Origin of the sequence: Devosia sp. SD17-2, from assembly GCF_029201565.1 — a bacterium.
Classification (GTDB): domain Bacteria; phylum Pseudomonadota; class Alphaproteobacteria; order Rhizobiales; family Devosiaceae; genus Devosia.
Genome location: NZ_CP104002.1, coordinates 2853544 through 2870610 on the forward strand (window position 1 = coordinate 2853544; position 17067 = coordinate 2870610).

16 protein-coding genes are annotated in these 17067 nt (G+C 62.3%); 8 read left to right on the forward strand and 8 right to left on the reverse strand.

Features of this window, described 5'->3' with window-relative positions; genetic code table 11:
• The first annotated feature begins 19 nt into the window (after window positions 1-19).
• Together NYQ88_RS14095 and NYQ88_RS14100 are read left to right on the forward strand one after the other, a co-directional pair.
• Complete coding sequence (locus NYQ88_RS14095; RefSeq protein WP_275654924.1) at window positions 20-712, forward strand: ABC transporter permease; 693 nt, start codon at window positions 20-22, stop codon at window positions 710-712.
• Between the two features lie 137 nt (window positions 713-849).
• A complete protein-coding gene (locus NYQ88_RS14100) occupies window positions 850-2847 on the forward strand; it encodes a DUF4214 domain-containing protein (RefSeq protein ID WP_275651758.1) in 1998 nt (665 codons plus the stop codon).
• A 51-nt stretch (window positions 2848-2898) separates the two neighbouring features.
• Here NYQ88_RS14100 and NYQ88_RS14105 read toward each other — a convergent pair whose 3' ends face one another.
• The 6 genes from NYQ88_RS14105 to NYQ88_RS14130 all read right to left on the reverse strand — a co-directional run bounded on the left by NYQ88_RS14105 (window position 2899) and on the right by NYQ88_RS14130 (window position 9585).
• The gene (locus tag NYQ88_RS14105; protein ID WP_275651759.1) at window positions 2899-3801 is read right to left on the reverse strand and encodes a sugar phosphate isomerase/epimerase; all 903 of its coding nucleotides are present in this window, start codon (window positions 3799-3801) and stop codon (window positions 2899-2901) included.
• A 64-nt stretch (window positions 3802-3865) separates the two neighbouring features.
• Window positions 3866-4810 (reverse strand): ABC transporter substrate-binding protein, encoded by a 945-nt coding sequence (locus tag NYQ88_RS14110; RefSeq protein ID WP_275651760.1) that lies wholly within the window; start codon window positions 4808-4810, stop codon window positions 3866-3868.
• Window positions 4811-4870: 60 nt separating this feature from the next.
• The gene (locus NYQ88_RS14115) at window positions 4871-5851 is read right to left on the reverse strand and encodes a ribose ABC transporter permease (protein WP_275651761.1); all 981 of its coding nucleotides are present in this window, start codon (window positions 5849-5851) and stop codon (window positions 4871-4873) included.
• Window positions 5852-5885: 34 nt separating this feature from the next.
• Window positions 5886-7439 (reverse strand): sugar ABC transporter ATP-binding protein, encoded by a 1554-nt coding sequence (locus NYQ88_RS14120; protein ID WP_275651762.1) that lies wholly within the window; start codon window positions 7437-7439, stop codon window positions 5886-5888.
• Window positions 7436-8806: a carbohydrate kinase gene (locus tag NYQ88_RS14125; RefSeq protein WP_275651763.1), complete on the reverse strand. Its 1371-nt coding sequence runs from the start codon at window positions 8804-8806 to the stop codon at window positions 7436-7438. Before NYQ88_RS14125 ends, NYQ88_RS14120 begins: the two co-directional genes overlap by 4 nt.
• Window positions 8803-9585, reverse strand: a complete 783-nt coding sequence (locus NYQ88_RS14130) for a DeoR/GlpR family DNA-binding transcription regulator (protein ID WP_275651764.1) — start codon at window positions 9583-9585, stop codon at window positions 8803-8805. The genes NYQ88_RS14125 and NYQ88_RS14130 overlap by 4 nt, the downstream gene beginning before the upstream one ends.
• Before the next feature lie 170 nt (window positions 9586-9755).
• Here NYQ88_RS14130 and NYQ88_RS14135 point away from each other — a divergent pair, with 170 nt between their 5' ends.
• The 5 genes from NYQ88_RS14135 to NYQ88_RS14155 all read left to right on the forward strand — a co-directional run bounded on the left by NYQ88_RS14135 (window position 9756) and on the right by NYQ88_RS14155 (window position 14667).
• Complete coding sequence (locus NYQ88_RS14135; RefSeq protein WP_275651765.1) at window positions 9756-10817, forward strand: class II aldolase/adducin family protein; 1062 nt, start codon at window positions 9756-9758, stop codon at window positions 10815-10817.
• On the forward strand, window positions 10814-12082 hold the full coding sequence (locus NYQ88_RS14140; protein WP_275651766.1) for an FGGY-family carbohydrate kinase: 1269 nt from the start codon (window positions 10814-10816) through the stop codon (window positions 12080-12082). Before NYQ88_RS14135 ends, NYQ88_RS14140 begins: the two co-directional genes overlap by 4 nt.
• On the forward strand, window positions 12069-12938 hold the full coding sequence (locus tag NYQ88_RS14145) for a TIGR01459 family HAD-type hydrolase (RefSeq protein WP_275651767.1): 870 nt from the start codon (window positions 12069-12071) through the stop codon (window positions 12936-12938). The genes NYQ88_RS14140 and NYQ88_RS14145 overlap by 14 nt, the downstream gene beginning before the upstream one ends.
• A gap of 90 nt (window positions 12939-13028) precedes the next feature.
• The gene (locus tag NYQ88_RS14150; RefSeq protein ID WP_275651768.1) at window positions 13029-13241 is read left to right on the forward strand and encodes a hypothetical protein; all 213 of its coding nucleotides are present in this window, start codon (window positions 13029-13031) and stop codon (window positions 13239-13241) included.
• A gap of 235 nt (window positions 13242-13476) precedes the next feature.
• Entirely contained in the window at window positions 13477-14667 is a 1191-nt protein-coding gene (locus tag NYQ88_RS14155) for an FAD-dependent oxidoreductase (protein WP_275651769.1), read from the forward strand.
• Between the two features lie 7 nt (window positions 14668-14674).
• Here NYQ88_RS14155 and NYQ88_RS14160 read toward each other — a convergent pair whose 3' ends face one another.
• Together NYQ88_RS14160 and NYQ88_RS14165 are read right to left on the reverse strand one after the other, a co-directional pair.
• On the reverse strand, window positions 14675-15583 hold the full coding sequence (locus tag NYQ88_RS14160; RefSeq protein ID WP_275651770.1) for an EamA family transporter: 909 nt from the start codon (window positions 15581-15583) through the stop codon (window positions 14675-14677).
• A 63-nt stretch (window positions 15584-15646) separates the two neighbouring features.
• Complete coding sequence (locus tag NYQ88_RS14165) at window positions 15647-15841, reverse strand: hypothetical protein (protein ID WP_275651771.1); 195 nt, start codon at window positions 15839-15841, stop codon at window positions 15647-15649.
• A gap of 219 nt (window positions 15842-16060) precedes the next feature.
• Here NYQ88_RS14165 and NYQ88_RS14170 point away from each other — a divergent pair, with 219 nt between their 5' ends.
• Window positions 16061-17053 carry a BMP family protein gene (locus NYQ88_RS14170; RefSeq protein ID WP_275651772.1) on the forward strand — a complete coding sequence of 331 codons (993 nt, stop codon included), beginning with the start codon at window positions 16061-16063 and terminating at the stop codon, window positions 17051-17053.
• Window positions 17054-17067 lie beyond the last annotated feature (14 nt).

Genomic DNA, 17067 nt, shown 5'->3' on the forward strand with positions numbered 1-17067 from the left:
GCTGCTGGCCTGGGTTATTATCAAGCCGGAGGATTTCGGCTTTTTCTTCGCGATGTTCGCCCGTCCGGGGCAGACCCCGGTCTATAGCCAGGGCAGTCTCCTCACGCTGACCTTGAGCCATCTGGCGATCGTCTTCGCAGCCATCACGGCTTCGGCGCTGCTGGCGGTGGGGCTTGCTATACTCGTGACGCGGCCCTTCGGCGCAGAATTCCTGCCGGTCGCAAGGGCCATCGCCAATATTGGCCAGACCTTTCCGCCTGTCGCCGTGCTGGCGCTGTGCGTGCCGATATTAGGTTTCGGCACCACGCCGACGCTGGTCGCTCTGTTCCTTTATGGCCTGCTGCCGATCTTCGAGAATTCCCTGACCGGACTGACCGGCGTGCCGCCCGCGGTCACGGAAGCTGCCAAGGGCATGGGGATGACGCCGCTTCAGCGGTTGATGCGGATCGAGCTGCCGCTCGCCCTGCCCCTTATTCTCTCCGGACTTAGGCTCTCGACGACAATCGCCCTGTCCACCGCCACCATCGGTTCGACCGTTGCCGCGCAGACGCTTGGCGAGGTGATCATTGCCGGGCTGCAGTCCGGCAACACGGCGTTCGTTGTTCAGGGCGGGCTGATTGTCGGCGCGCTGGCGCTCTTGATCCATGATGGGTTTATGGCGCTCGAGCGCTGGCGGCGGAACGCCACCGGCGGCGGCGAGCTACAGGGATAATTTGGTAACCCAAAATTCAATCGGAATACACACGCCTTGGCCTATCCGCTCTAGGCGCCAAGCCCGTTGAACTTTCGGTTATGATTTTAAAGCACTGATGGGCATGAATTTATTTTATACCATTGGAATTTTTGATCATGGCAAGCATTCAGGGCATTTATGTCGCCCTCTTTGGCCGTCCAGCAGACCCCGCGGGGCTCGCCTTTTGGAACGGCGTCACCAATCAGGGCGCGGATTTGTCCGGCCTGATTGGTACCCTGACCGGGACACCCGAATATCTCGACCGCTTCGAGAGCCAGACACCAAGCGAAATTGTCAGTTCGATCTATCTTGCCCTCTTCGGTCGCGCGCCGGATCCGGAGGGCCTCGCCTTCTTTACGGCGGCGCTCGACAGCGGCGCCCAGACCATCGAAACCATTACCATCAATATTTTCGATGGCGCGCAGAACGACGATCAGGACACCGTAACTGCCAAGATGGAGGCCGCCGATGCCTTCACGGCCAGCCTCGATACGCCTGAGGAGATCGCGGCCTACAACGGCGCGGACGCAGCCGCGCTTGCCCGCAAATTCCTCGAGGCGATTGACCGGGACAATCCGTTCACGCCCTCGCCAGACGAAGATCTGGCGGCAAAGGTCCTTACTCCGCCGGCCGGAGCCGACAGCAGCGGCGGCGATAGTTCCCCAACCCCAGCGCCGGGCTATACGATCTCGGTTTCCACCGCCTCCGCAGTGGAAGGCAGCGGATCGACAATCACCTATACGGTCACGCGAACCGGCTCGACGGATGCCGCCACCATTGCTGTCGCGCTGACCGGCACGGCGACGCTCAACACCGACTACTCGACGACATTGCAGCACGGAGAGCTGAGTTTTGCCGAAAACGTCGCCACCGCAAGTTTCCAGATCACGCTGATCGATGATGTCGTGGTCGAGGGCAACGAGACCATAACCGCGACCATCTCGAACCCGACCGACGGCATTGCGATCAAAACGGCCAGTGCCACAGCGACGATCGTGGATGATGAAACCATCACCAACCTCACCGCGCATGCGACAGGTTATGCGGGCTCAATGGCGGGACAGATGTCGATCGACGGAAGTGTCATTGCCTTCGCAAGTCTGTCTCGCGGCATCGACCCGAACGTGACGGAGACAAACGAGATCATGGACGTCTTCGTCCTTCGGGACGGGACCTATACGAACATCACGGCTGGCGGGGCAGCCAACAGCTTCTTCCCCGAAATTTCAGGGGACGGCAGCACCGTTGTTTTTGGAAGTAGCGCACAAAATCTCATCGCAGACGCTCAAGAGACCAACGGATACGAGAATATCTTCGTCTATCGCGCGGGGGCTCTGACCAACATCACGGCACATGCCAACGGGTCGAGCTCGGGGCCAGGTGTGTCAGCGGATGGCAGTACCATCGTGTTCACGAGCGAAGCCACCGATCTTACCGCAAGCGCAGATGAGAACGGCGTCAGGGATATTTTCGTTTCCAAGAATGGCACGCTGACCAACATCACCGCGCACGGCAACGGTCTCAGCGGCGGCGCCAAAATCTCAGCCGATGGCAGCACAATTGTCTTTTACAGCGAGGCTACCAATCTGGTTGCGGGACAGGATGACACCAACGGCAAGGCAGACATTTTTGTCTATCGCGACGGCGTCATTACCAACCTCACGCTCAATGCCGATGGCGACAGCGATCATGTGACCGTTTCGGCCGATGGCAGTACCATCGCCTTCAAGACCGCAGCGACCAATCTCACCGGGGCGGTGGACGATAATGGCGTTGATGACATCATCATCTACCGCGACGGCGTTTTCACCAACATCACTGCACATGGAGACCGTGCGAGCGAGGCCCCAATCCTATCAGCCGATGGTAATACGATCCTGTTTAACAGCAGGGCCACCAACCTCGTCGATGGCACCAATAGCGACTTCGACATCTATATCTATCGCGATAGCACGCTCACCAATCTCAGGCTCCATGGAGACGGCTTCACCAGTAGCGCCCGGCTGTCTCCCGATGGCAATAAAATCCTGTTCGTGAGCAGCGCCACCAACCTCGTGCCAGGTGTTGCAGATACGAACAGGATTGCGGACCTGTTCCTCTACGAAATGCTGTAGCGGACATCGCGCTCCCGGCGCCGCCAGGGAGCGCGCGGGGCCTCTGCTTTGTCAGGGGCCCGAAAGCGTATCCGGATTGGCGACGAGCGCCGCCTTGCGGCGGGCGGTGGTGAGACCGAGGTCGATGAAGGTTCTGGCGTGGTTGGCGAGGTCGACATTGTCGTCCCAGAGATTGCGCCAGATGCCGGTGGCGATAGAGAGCTTTTCGTCGACGATCTCCGACGAGAAGCTTTCGAAGGTGACCCAGTCGTCATAGCCGATGGCGATCAGCGCATCGAAGATGGCGGCGAAGTCGATGTTGCCGGTACCCAGATAGCCGCGATGGCTTTCCCCGATATGGACATAGCCGATCTTGTTGGCGGCGTTGCGGATGGCAAGGCCGATGTCCGCCTCCTCGATGTTCATGTGAAAACTGTCGAGGTGGAGAAACACATTGTCCGCGCCGGTGGCCTCGATGAAGGCGAGGCCTTGGGCGGCGGTGTTGAGCAGATTGCTCTCGAAGCGATTGACGATTTCGAGGTTGAGGGTGACGCCTGCGCCAGCCGCAATTTCAGCGGCGCGGGCAACGGCGCCGACACTGCGCTTCCAGCTTTCAAGGGTGGGCGCGTGCACCTGCTTGCCATGGGCGGATGAGAGAATTCCGGCGAGCTTGGTGCCGCCGAGATCGCGGGTCAGCGCGATGGCGCCGGAGAGAATCTCGAGGCCGCGATTGACCGTCTCCGGGTCGGCACTCGAAACATCGCCCTCGGCCGGCAGGCCCATGCTGATGGAGACGTCGAGCCCATGGTCCTTGATCCGGCCAGCGAGCCAAGGAACGTCGACCAGCGTGGGGTCGAGGTAGGAAAACTCTATCAGTTTGAATCCGGTAGCCCGGGTATTCTCGAGTGCCGTCTCAAGGTCGGTCTGGCTCGAACCGGCGCTCCAGACAAAAGAATGTATGCCCAGCTTGCTCATGTGTCCCCTCAGGCAAAGACAGTAACGGCGCGGCCCTTGGGGGCCACGCCGCATCTCGATTGACTTAGCGGACGGCCGTCCAGCCCTGGTAGGAGTCCAGGTTTTCCGAGGTGATCAGCTCTGGTTCGAGCAGGATGGTGTCCTCGGCAGGCTTTTCACCCTTGAGTACGGCAACGCCCATTTCGAGCGCCTGACCGGCCATGACATAGGGGTCCTGAGAAGCGGACGCCTTGATCATGGATGTCCCGCTCTTGAGGGCTTCCTCGATATCGGGAGCGCCATCGACAGCGGTGATGATGAAATCGGTGCGGTTGAGCTGCTTGGCGGCGAGCTCGGCACCAATGCCTGTCGGATCATTGATGGCAAAGACGGCGTCGATGTCATCGAAGCGGGTGAGCAGGCCCTGCATCACCGCGAGGCCTCCCTCGCGAGAGCCCTGACCGTTCTGGTCGTCGGAGAGAATGGTGATGCCCGGGTTCTGGGCGAAGACATTCTTGCAGCCCTGGACGCGGTCGATGATCGAGGACGAGGCGGGGCCATTGATGATGATGACGTTGCCCTCGCCGTTGAGTTCATCGACGATGTACTGGCAGGCCTTCTCGCCGGCGCTGACATTGTTGGTCATGACGGTAACGTCGGCGCCGGGCGCGGACACGTCGAAGGCAGCGACGACGACACCGGCGTCACGGGCCTTCTGCACAGCCGGGGCAATGGCGCTGGCGTCAACGGCATTGAGCATGATGATGTCCACGCCCGCAGCGATGAAGCTGTCGATCTGGGACACCTGCTTGTTGAGGTCATAGTCGGCGGAAACCGAGGTTACGCGGACGTCGGGATTGATCTCGCGGGCCTTGTCCTCAATGCCCTTGATGGTGGCCACGAAGAAGGGATTGCCCAGAAGGCCGACAGAAATGCCGACATTGGTCAGTTCCTTCTCCTGGGCCATGGCTCCGCCGAGGGCGAAGGCCGAAAGTGCAACACCAGTCAGCAGCTTTGGTAGAAAGTTCATTGTAGTCCTCCCTATTGAGTGGCCGCTGGAGCGCGCCACAGTTGCCGGAATTCCGGTTGATCAGGTCCTCGCGCCGCCGGCGAGACGATAGCGATCGAGCGCTACGGCGGCGATGATGACCAGTCCCTTGATGATGTATTGCCAGATGTCAGACACACCCGTGAGGATGAGCCCATTGGACAGGACGGCGATGATCAGTGCGCCGATCAGCGTGCCCCAGATGGAGCCGACGCCACCGACGAAGCTGGTGCCGCCGAGGATGACGGCGGCTATTGCGTCCAGCTCATAGGCCTGGCCCAGTTGCAGGCCATTGGCTGCGTAGAGGCGCGCCGCGGACATGACGCCGCCAAGGCCCGCCATGAGGCCGGAGAAGCAATAGACGAAGAGCAGCACCAGCGGCACGTTGATGCCGGTGAGGCGCGCCGCATCCGGATTGCCGCCCACCGCATAGATCTGGGTTCCAAGTACGGTGCGCTTGAGCACGAACCAGGACATGACCACGACGAGGAAGGCGATGATCACCAGCCACGGCACGCCGAAGACGCTGCCATTGCCGATGAACTGGAACGGCAGGTTTGGATTGAAGACGGTGGTATCGGCGCCCAGCAGGCGGGCAAGACCGCGCACGGCGGTCAGCGAGCCCAAGGTGACGATGAAGGGCGGCAGCTTCATGTATGCGATGAGCATTCCATTGGCGAGGCCACAGGCCAGACCCATGGCAAGCCCCGCCAGGATGCCGAGCATGCCGATGTCGGGAAAGAGCGAGACGATCACTGCCACCATTGCGGATGCGGCCAGGATCGAGCCGACCGACAGATCGATACCGCCGGTGAGAATGACCAGTGTCATGCCCGCCGCCAGGACTGTGTTGATGGAGGCCTGCTGCATGACAATCGAGAGATTGTTCGGGTTCATGAAGCGGCCGCTGAGCAGCTGAAAGCCCACCGCGAGGATGATCAGGACCGGCAACATGCCAAGCGCGGCCAACATGGCGCGAACGCGTTGGCGCTGGGCGATTGGGCTCACAGGGGCGTCAGTCATGGTCCTGCCTAGGGTTGAAAATTGTGGGTCGGGGTCACGCTGCGGTTTCGCGCAGAGCGCCGGTTGAGAAATTCATGATGGTTTCCTGGTCGATCGGCTTGTCCGGCGTGGGACGGACTTCCCCCGCAATACGGCCTTCGCGCATCACGAGGACGCGGTCGGCGATGCCGATGATTTCCGGAAGCTCGCTCGAAATGACGAGGACGGCGATATCGCGCTTGGCCAGTTCGTCGATGAGCCGATAGATCTCCGACTTGGCGCCGACGTCGACGCCTCGCGTGGGCTCATCGAGGATGATGACTTTCGGGTCCTTCTGGAGGAGCCGGGCCAGCAGCACTTTTTGCTGATTGCCGCCAGACAGCGAGCCGGCGCTGATGGCAGTGCCTGCGGCGCGGATGGACAGGTCTTTCACGGCCTTCTCGGCGCGGGTCCGCGCTGCGGACCGATCGAGAAGAGTGCCGCCGCTGGCATCGTCCCCCAGAACGCTGATGGAGATGTTGTCAGCGATGGACATGTCGAGGAAGAGGCCGAGCACTTTGCGGTCCTCGGTGAGATAGGCAATGCCGGCGTCGATAGCGTCGCGGGGCCCTGAAATGTCGAGCTTTTGACCCTCCAGAGTGACAGTGCCGGATTTTTTCTTGTCGGCGCCGAAAATCAAACGGGCCAATTCGGTGCGGCCCGAGCCGACGAGGCCAGCCAGGCCCAGAACCTCGCCCTTGTGCAGGTCAAAGCTGCAGCCGTGGACGCGCACATCATCGGCGACATCGCGCACCGACAGGGCGATCTGGCGGTCGAGCGCCGGGGTGCGGTGTTCCTTCTTGTAGAACGAGGAGAGATCACGCCCCACCATCATCGAGACGAGCCTGGATGCGGAGAGCTCTGAGCGATCCAGCGTGCCGACATAGGAAGAGTCGCGCAGCACGCTGACGCGATCGGCGAGCTGGTAGATCTCCTCCATGCGATGGCTGATGTAGATGATGGCGATGCCCTGCGCCTTGAGAGACTCGATGACGCCGAACAGCTTGTCTGTCTCGCGCGAGGTCAGCGAGGTGGTGGGCTCGTCCATGACGATGATGCGCGCGTCGGTCGACAGAGCCCGGGCGATTTCCACCATCTGCCGCTCGCCGAGCGAAAGGGTGCGCACAATGGTCCGCGGCGAAAAGCCGATGCCGAGACGGTCGAGAATGGGCTTGGCGGATTTTTCGGTCGCCCTGTTGTCCACGAGGCCGAAGCGGGAGGGTTGATTGCCGAGATAGATGTTCTGCGCCACAGTCAGGTTCGGCGCGAGGCTGAGTTCCTGATAGATCACGGAAATGCCGCTTGCCCGGGCCTTGATCGGGTCGCCGAGCGCTACCGGATGGCCATCGAGCAGAATTTCGCCGCCGGGATCAGGCCGGTAGGCTCCCGAGAGAACTTTCATCAGGGTCGACTTGCCGGCGCCGTTCTCGCCCATGACGGCGTGGACTTCACCGGGATAGACCGTCAGCGAGACATTGCTCAGGGCGCGGACCGGGCCGAATGTCTTGCTGATATTGCGCATTTCGAGGACGGGCTTGCCCGGGGCGGTGCTGTGAGCCATCTCACTCATGCCACGTCCTCCCTCTGTTCTGCGGCGATGTGTTCGCGCCAGGTCTTGCGGTAGGCCTCAAGCCCCGCGAGGGCCAAAGGCTGGCTGCGCGTGAGTTCACCAACGGCCGCGTGGACATCGAAATCCTCCATGGCGAGAGCTGCTGCTCCGAGCGCACTGCCCTCGACCTCCCGGCAGGAGAGTATTTTCTGGCTGTGGCGCAATTGCGCCAGGAGTGGTCCGTAAAGACCGGTTTTGACGAGGCCGCCATCGACCACCAGATCATTGCTGGACTGGACAAGATCGAGGGACAGATCGGTCATCAGGGCGACATAGAGCAGCGCCGCCGCACCCCGCTCTTCCGGCGTTGGCTGAGGGCCGATGAGGCGACCCTGCAATCCCTGGAAGGGCCCGCCCGGCGCAAAGGACGGCAGGGCGAAAATCGACTTGTTTATGACGCTTTCGAGCGCCGCGAGGGAAATGGGAGCCGTCCACCCCTGGCTGATCAGATCATATTCGCGACCGCCCATGAAGCGGATGGTGGCGACGGGATGTCGGTCGACCGTCACATTGGCCAGCATGTCGCGACGCTCATCTAGCGCCTGCAATGGGCAGGCAGTGTTAAAGATGATCACCCAGGTGCCGCTCGAGACAAGGGTAAAATCCTCAAGGCCCAGGGCGCGGTAGAGATAGAGCGCTGAATTGCTGTCGTGGACGCCGTTATGAACCACCAGCTGCCGATCGCCGGTGGAGGTCTTGAGTGGGTAAGAGCCAAGAGGTGCGCCGGCACGGGCAAAGGGCGGCATCTTCTCTTCCCAGCCCTGGGCTTTGACCAGATCGCTGAAATCATCGGCCAGTGGCGCCCAGAGATGGGAGTGACAGCCGAGATAGGAGACTTCCGAGCGGGCCGCGCCACTGAAGCGCCAGCTCCAGAACTGCGGATAGCTCAGGATCCATTCGGCTTTTAAAACGGCGTCTGGTTCGACCGCGGCCAGCCAGAGCAGATGGCGGCCGTAGTTGAAGCCCAGCGGCAGGGCCGGAGAGAAGGTTTCGCTGAAGGGAGGAATGTCCGCGTCGATCGCTGCGGCGATATCAAGGGGCGGATCCTGTTCGTAGTCAAGGACGGGATGGGTGAGCCCCTCGGGCCGGACAAGGGCGAAGGTGCAGCCATGGCCCGAAAACATGACGCCGGTGACGTCATGCCGATCGGCGATTTCGGCGAGGGATGCATTCATCCAGTTGAAGAGATGGGCATCGTCGAGCACGCGGCGCCCATGGTGATCGATCCAGACCGGCTTTGTGCGGCTCTGATGGAGGATGGCCCCGTCGCGAGCGAGAACGAACATTTTTGAATTCGTCTTGCCGAGATCAAAGACCGCCAGGCTCATTGTTCAGCGCCCCCGCTTCCGGCGATGAGAACGGTGACGCCATTATCCTCCAGTTCCTTGGCGGTCGCATCGGGCAGGTCTTCGTCGGTCACCAAAGTGCCGATGCGCGATAGAGGCAGCACGACATTGCGGGGGCGGATCTTGAATTTCCGGCTATCGGCGAGGACCACCACCTCGTCAGCCCAGTCACTCAGTTCGCTGACAACCCTGACTAGAAGGGGATGGGATTCCAGCGTCCCCTCGCCGCTGATGCCCTGCGCCCCCACAAAGAAACGGGAGGCATAAAACGGGGCTGTGCTGTTGGTAGGCGAAGCTAGAATGCCCGGCTCGCGATGCAGCTCGCCGCCCGGCAGGACCAGCTGGCAGGAGCCGCTGTCGCCGAGATGGGCCGCAAGGGGCATGGAATTGGTGTAAACGCGCAGGCTGCGTTGGGCGAGAATGGCCCCGAGGTGAAAGCAAGTCGAGCCGGCGTTGATGATGATGGAGTCGCCGTCCCGCACCAGGGTGGCCGCGAGGCGCGCTATGGAACGCTTGGCATCTACGGCGATATCGCGGTTTTCATCATAGGGGCGCGCGGAGCTGGCCTTGCCGGCGCTGCCTTCGCGGGCCGAAATGCCGCCGTAGACTTTGCGCGCCTGCCCCTGCTGATGCAGTTTTTCGATGTCGCGACGGATCGTAGCGGCGGATACGCCCAGAGCATCCTGAAGATCGCGCACCGAGACAAAGGGGCGATCCTTCAAAATGTCGGCGATCTGCTGGTGACGATCCGAGTCGATCACGCGGCTATCCCTCCCTGGGCAATTTATTGCCTCATTGGAGCCATCGTATTCACAACTCGCTCACCCTTGCAAGGGGTTGATGATCAAAGTTCATCATGCTTGACGAAAGTTCCTCAGGTGGCCTAGACCATATGGGATGGCGAAAGACGCCAATCGAAAGGGAGGGCCCGATGGCGGCGGATCAGCAGAGCACGCAGGCGCTTGCGGCCCTCAGTGCCTTTTCCGCCAGGCTCGGGCGCGACATCACCCGCACACAGGGTGCTGGCGGCAATACTTCGATCAAGATCGGCGATGTGATGTGGGTGAAGGCCTCCGGCACATGGCTGGCGCATGCGCTCGAGCGCGACATCATGGTGCCGCTCGAAACCGCCCCGCTGGTGGAAGCGCTCGACGCCGGTGATCCGCGCGCCGAGAAAGCGACCGACTTCGTTGTCGCAGACCTCAATGTTTCAGGCCTTCGACCATCAATCGAAGCGAGCGTGCATGCCTCGATCCCGCAGCGCGTCGTTGCCCATTTCCATTGCGTCAACACGCTGGCCCATGCTGTGTGCACCGACGCCGAGGACGAGCTGACGCAGATCTTTGCCGATCGGCTACCCCATTTGAGCTGGGCGCTGATCCCCTATCGCCGTCCTGGGACGCCACTGGCGCGGGCCATCGCTGCGGTCCGCGACCGCGCGCCGGATGTGCTGGTTCTGGCCAATCACGGGCTGGTGGTCTGCGGCGACACCGTTGAGGAAACAGCGGCCCGGGTGGAAGAGGTGACTGCTGCCCTCGCCCTGCCGCGCAGAACAACAGCGCTGGCAGATTTTTCCCGGCTTCAGGCTGAGGCAGAGACGCTTGGTGACTATGCTCTTCCGGACGACAAGGAGTGCCACGATATCGCGCTCGACCCGATCGCGCTGACCCATGCGCGCGGCGGCTCGCTCTATCCGGACCATGTCATCTTCCTCGGCACCGAACTCGGAACGCTCGATGAACCTGGCAATCTCGCTGCCACAGTGTCGGCCGAAGAGCCCAAGCTTGTTGTGCTCCCCGGACAGGGAGTACTCGTGCGCAAGGGGCTGACTGCGGGTGGGCAGGCCATGGTCCGATGCCTTGCCGAAGTGGTTACCCGCATCCCGGAGGGCCGCAGGCTCAATTACCTGACGGCGGATCAGGAATATGAGCTCACCCATTGGGAGGCCGAGAAATACAGGCAGTCCCTCGATCGACAGGCCACACAGGGATGAAACGGGCGGCCGCCGTCGGCATTGACCTCGGAACATCAGGCATTCGCGCAGCGGCGATCGATGACGACGGACGCTCCCTTGGCTTAGGCGCCTACGGGTTTACCGGGGCGGAGGCCGCGCGGGATCCCAGCCAATGGATCGCGGGCGTTGAAAGCTGTTTTGTCCAATTGCGGGCAGAAGTGGACCTCTCCGGCGCCATCGCGGTTTCTGTAGACGGGACATCAGGCACGGTCTTGGCGCTGGACCACAGCGGCGCCCCAATCGAGCCGGCCGCACTTTACAATGCACCAGTCCCCTCCGCGGACATCCTTGCGAGCATTGATGAGCACGCGCCGCACTCCAGTCCGGCGCGGGGGGCGAGTTCGCCGCTCGGAAAGGCCATCGATTTTCATCAGCGACTTTCTCCCGCACGGATTGTGCATCAGGCGGACTGGCTGGCGATGCAGCTCGGGGATGGAACGGCCCTCAGCGACGAGAACAACGCGCTCAAAACCGGATATGATCTCGAGAGTGGCAGCTGGCCGGAGTGGATCGCGCGGGCCGGCCTGCCGCTGGACCTGCTGCCGGCGGTGCGTCCTGCGGGAAGCCCCGTGTGCACCACCAGCTCCTGGGCGCGGGCGCTCGGCCTGCCGGAAGCGTGCCAGGTCCATGTGGGCACGACGGATGGCTGCGCCTCCTTTCTCGCCACGGGCGCGTCGGAGATCGGCGACGGCGTGACCGCGCTGGGCTCGTCGCTGGTCCTCAAGCTTTTGTCGGCGAAACGGATCGACGCCCCGCAATTCGGTATCTACAGCCACCGCGTCAACGGGATGTGGCTGGCGGGGGGCGCGTCCAACACCGGCGGCGCGGTGATCAAGGCGCTGTTGCCGGACGCAGACCTCGATGCGCTGAGCGCTGGGATCGACCCGGAGACGCCGACCGGCCTCTCCTACTATCCATTGGCCAGACCGGGGGAGCGCTTTCCGGTCAGCGCTCCCGACCTGCAGCCGAGAGTGTTGCCACGCCCTGATGACGATGCGGTCTATTTCCAGGGGTTGCTTGAGGGGATCTCCGATATCGAGGCGCGCGGCTACGATATCCTCGAACAACTGGGCGGCCCAGCGCTTGCCTCTGTCCGCACCGTGGGCGGCGGCGCGGCGAACCATGCGTGGGAACGCCTCCGCATGAGGAGACTGGGCGTACCCTTTCTGCCAGCACAGTCGGTAGAGGCCGCTGTCGGCGTGGCGCGTCTGGCACTCGGGAGGGCGCATCATGGCCAAGCTTGAGCCAATTGTCTCGCTGCAGCAAATTGCCGAGGCTTACGAGTTCTTTTTCGTCGATCAGTTCGGCGTGCTGCTGGATGGCGCCATTCCATACGCCGGCGCCATCGAGGCCCTCAACTATCTCAAATCGCGCGGAAAAACCGTCATCATCCTCTCCAACTCAGGACGCGCGGGCGATTACAACGGCAGGCGGCTCGCCAAGCTCGGCATCGGGCCCGATCTCTATGATCATCTCGTCACTTCCGGGGACGTCGCCTTCGAATTGGTCAGAAGCGGCGGATTTGGCATGCCCCTCGCGGCGGCGACCTGCCTCACCATTTCGAGCGGCGATGACACCAATCTGGCTGACCGCCTGCAGCTTGAGAGCGTGCCTGCGAGCGAGGTCGCCGACCTCATTGTCATCTCAGGCAGCGAGGCCGACAAGATATCGCTCGTCGCCTACCGGGAACTATTGCGGCCCGCGGCGGCCCGGGGTGTCCCGGCCATCTGCACCAATCCAGACATGGAAATGCTCACCGGTGACGGAACAGCGCCTGGAGCGGGTGCCATTGCACGGGTCTACGAGGAATTGGGGGGTACTGTCCGCTGGATCGGCAAGCCTTTCAACGACATCTACGCGCACGCCTTTCAGCTCTGCGGCACGCCAGCGAAGGATAACGTCGTTGCGATCGGCGACAGCATCGAACACGACATCGCCGGCGCCACCCAATTCGGCATCGCTGCGGCGCTGGTCCGAACCGGGATCCATTCCGGCCTGCCCGATCCTGAGCTGGCGGAGATGCTCGAAACAGGCGGCCCATTCCGGCCGATGATCCTGCCCGCGTTTACTCTCGACGAGGTGCCAGACGCGAACAAGTGAAGCGGGCAGTTACTGTTGCGCTTCGGGAGAGCATCACAGGCGCGAAAAAACCTGCTAGTCTTGATGCGGTATATCCTTGGGACGAGGGCTATGCAGTTCCAAATAGTGGCGGCGGCTTACGATGCGGCGCGTCAATATCTGCACTATACGGTGAGCGGGAAGAAGGGCGCGCGCTCCTTCACCATTTCCTCGAAGGTAAAGTGTCTCAAAAATCCGGAGACACCGGAACGCCTGCACATGGTCGTTCTCCTCGCCATCACGGACCATTTCAATCACCCCAGCCCGTCAGGTCATCCCTGGTAAGCCGCTTGGGCGCGCCTCCGTGCTGGAAGTGCCGTATTGTCGCACAAGCTTCATGACGCCTGAGATCAGCGGATATCGCGCTTGCGGCGCCGGGCCGCGACATGATCAAATCGGCGACAGACATTTCGGATTCGGATCGTCCCGCCCAGGAGTCTTTCCTGTGGGCCAGCAGTCTGCCTTCCTCGGACGGATTGACGCGCCGTGCGGGGTCCACGCAGCAGACTGGCAACATCATATGACTGAGATCATCGTTTTGGGCGCCGGCATGGTCGGCGTTTCGACCGCCTTGGCGCTGCAGGCCAAGGGCCATTCGGTGACGCTGCTGGACCGGCGCGGGCCGGGCGAAGAAACCAGTTATGGCAATGCCGGGATGATCCAGGCTGAGGCTGTCGAGCCCTATCCACTGCCGCTCGACGTCAAGACGCTCTGGTCGATCGCCACCGGGCGCACCAATGATGTGGTCTGGCGGTTCAAGGATCTGCCCAGCTGGCTGGTGCCGCTGCTGGGCTATGCGCGCAGCTCTCTGCCGACGGGATACAAGGCCAATATCGCGCCGGTGTGGTCGAAGATGATCCTCAGCGCGACCGATGATCATGCGCCCCTGATCGCCGCATCGGGCGCCGAGGCGATCATCTCGCGGCGCGGATATCGCAAGGCGTATCGGACCGAGGAGGGCCTTGCCAAAGCCGTGGCCACGGCGGAGCGCTATCGTGCCCAGTATGGCGTTCCCTCAACGGTCATGACGGGCAGCGAGCTGTCCCAAGCCGAGCCGAACCTCAAAACCCAACTGGCCGGCGCCGTTCACTGGACGGGATCGTGGTTCTGCGAGGACCCGGGCGGCCTCGTGCGGCGCTATGCGGATCTCTTCATGGCGCGCGGCGGCTCAATGGTGCTGGGCGATGCCATGAGCCTTGAGCGCGCGGGCGCCGGGTGGAAAGTGCAATCGAATAACGGCCCGCTGACGGCCGGGCGCGTGGTCGTCTGCCTGGGACCGTGGTCACCTGCGCTGTTGGCGCGTTTCGGCCATGCCATCCCGATGGTGCTCAAGCGCGGCTACCACCGCCACTTCCAGATTGAGAACGGCCCGGACCTGCCGCTTTATGACGTCGAGACGGGGACCTTCCTGTCGCCGATGCGCCGGGGGCTGCGGGTTCTGACCGGCGCCGAACTGACCACACTCGACGGCCCGCCCAGCATGCGGCAGATGGATCGGTCGACAGCAGCGGCCCGCGAATTGTTTGCACTGGGTGAGCCGGTGGAAGCCGATGCCTGGCGCGGCACACGGCCGTTCCTGCCCGGCATGCTGCCCATGATCGGCCCATCGGACAAGAACCCCGGCATGTGGTTCAACTTCGGCCACGGCCATCAGGGCTTTACGCTTGGGCCCACCAGCGCCCGCATCCTCGCTGCGCAAATGGTCCGATAGGCCGGCGTCAGCCCGCCTCTGCGGGCGCGACTTCAACTTTCGGCTGGCGGCGAAACAACATGTCCTTTGCCGCCACGACGGCACCAAGCGTGATCAGCACGCAGGCGATGACGATGATCATGCTGAATTCGGCATAGCCGGAAACGATCAGCAGCAAGGTCGAGAGCAGCGGCGCGAGGTAGGATGCGGCGCCGAGGATCTGGATGTCCCCCTGCTTGACGCCGATGTCCCAGACGTAAAAGGCGAGCCCCACCGGCGCGAGGCCGAGACTAACGATCGCCGCCCACTGCCAGGGCGAACTCGGCCAGACCGTCGTTTCGAGCGCCAGATGGGACAGCCATGCCAGCAGCGCCACGACGAGGCAAAAGCCGGCGATGGCTTCGCTCGGCACCTTGGCCATGCGGCGCGAGAGAATGGAGTAGCTCGACCAGGCGTAAGCTGCGAACAGCGCGGCGGCATAGCCCAGCGCATATTGTCCATCGAGAACGAGGCCCTGCCCCCGCGTCACCACGAGACCCGCGCCGCCCAGGGCCAGAATACACCCGGCGATGTGGTTCCAGCGCAGCTTTTCGCCGGGCAGCATGGCCGACATCACCACGATCAGCACCGGCCAGAAATAATTGATCAGGCTGGCTTCGACCGGCGGCGCATTCTTGAGGGCAAAGAAATAGGCGAAGTGGTAGCCCGCGAGCCCAATAACCCCGACCAGCCACACCGAGAGCGGCTGGCGCATGGCCTTTATCGCGCCGGGCCGCACGACCATCAGGCAAAGACCGCCAATGCCGAAGGTAATGGCTGTCAACTGTAGCGAGGGCATGTCCCCGCTCGCCGCCGTCAGCGTCGCCAAAAGCGACCAGAGCAGCACGGCCAAAAAGCCAATAAGGGTTGCGGCGGAACGGGAAAGGGCGCGGGACATCCCGCAGCTTTATGGGCAAAGCCTCTGGCGGGGAAGAGCGAAAGCGCCCCTCCCCGTATATCATCAATATTTGGCTGTAGCGTCGCTGGCCGGAAACGTCTCGTCGACGCTCTCGTCGACTTCGTCCCACTTGCGAGGCGGCTGTTCCTGGGCCTCGCTGCCCGCATCACGAACCTGCACGGGCGCATCCTTGGGGCCGGGCTTCTTGCCGTCCTGCATGGCCGCGGCTTCATCAGTCTTGCTTGGGGTCTTTGTCATCTTCATCACCTCCGACAAGCAAAACGGCGCACCGCCATCGCGGTTGCACCGTTACGCCTCTTGAAAGGATTTTCCGGGGACCAGGCCCATGGCAGTACGGCGGTTCTGCGCCGACATGCCGGTGAACAACGCGATGCTCATGCTTGCCAAGCCGCGGGTTCTTGCTCACTAGATGGGCACCTGGAAAATTCGGACTAACTTTTCTACAAACGGGGTGAGATGATGATGAAACTCGTGTTGGGCCGCCGTGGCTTCGTTTCTGTCATGGCTGCAGGCGTGGCACTGGCCATGTCGGGCACCGCCATCGCGCAGGAAGCGTTGAAGGTCGCCGCAATCTGGACCGTGCCGGTCGAGCAGCAGTGGGCAAGCCGCCTGCACAATGCGCTCGTGGCCGCCGATGCCGCTGGCACCATTGAGTATGTCTATTCCGAGAACATCTCCAACACCGACTACGAGCGCGTGATGCGCGAGTATTCCGAGCAGGGCAACAAGCTGATCATTGGCGAGGCCTTCGGTGTCGAGCAGCCCTCGCGCGCTGTCGCCGAAGAATATCCCGAAATCATGTACCTGATGGGCTCGTCGCTGCCGCCGGTGGAGCCGAACTACGCCACCTTCGACAATTTCATCCAGGAGCCGAGCTACCTCACCGGCATGATCGCTGGCCTCAAGACCGAGACCAACCAGATCGGCATGATCGGTGGCTACGCCATTCCGGAAGTGAACCGCCTGATGAACGCCTTCATGGATGGCGCTCTTGCGGTCAATCCGGACGTAAAGTTCTCGGTGAGCTTCATCAACTCCTGGTACGATCCCCCGAAGGCCAAGGAATCCGCCTTCGCCATGATCGATGCGGGGGCCGACATTCTCTATGCCGAGCGTTTTGGCGTGTCTGACGCTGCCAAGGAGCGCGGTATCCTCGCCATCGGCAATGTGATCGACACCGCTGCTGACTATCCGGGCACCATTCTGGCGTCCGCGCTGTGGCACGGTGAGCCGATGATCAACAAGGCGATCGAAGACGTTGCGGGCGGCACGTTCACCGCGTCCGACTACGGCATCTATGCCTTCATGGGTCACGGTGGCTCGAGCCTCGTCGTCGACGAAGCCCTCGCCGGCGCAGACGCCGTTGCCGCTGCCAAGGCAAAGGAAGCCGAGATCCTGGCTGGCACGTTCACTGTCGAAATCAACGACAACGAACCCAAGTCCAACTAAGACGGACACTCGGG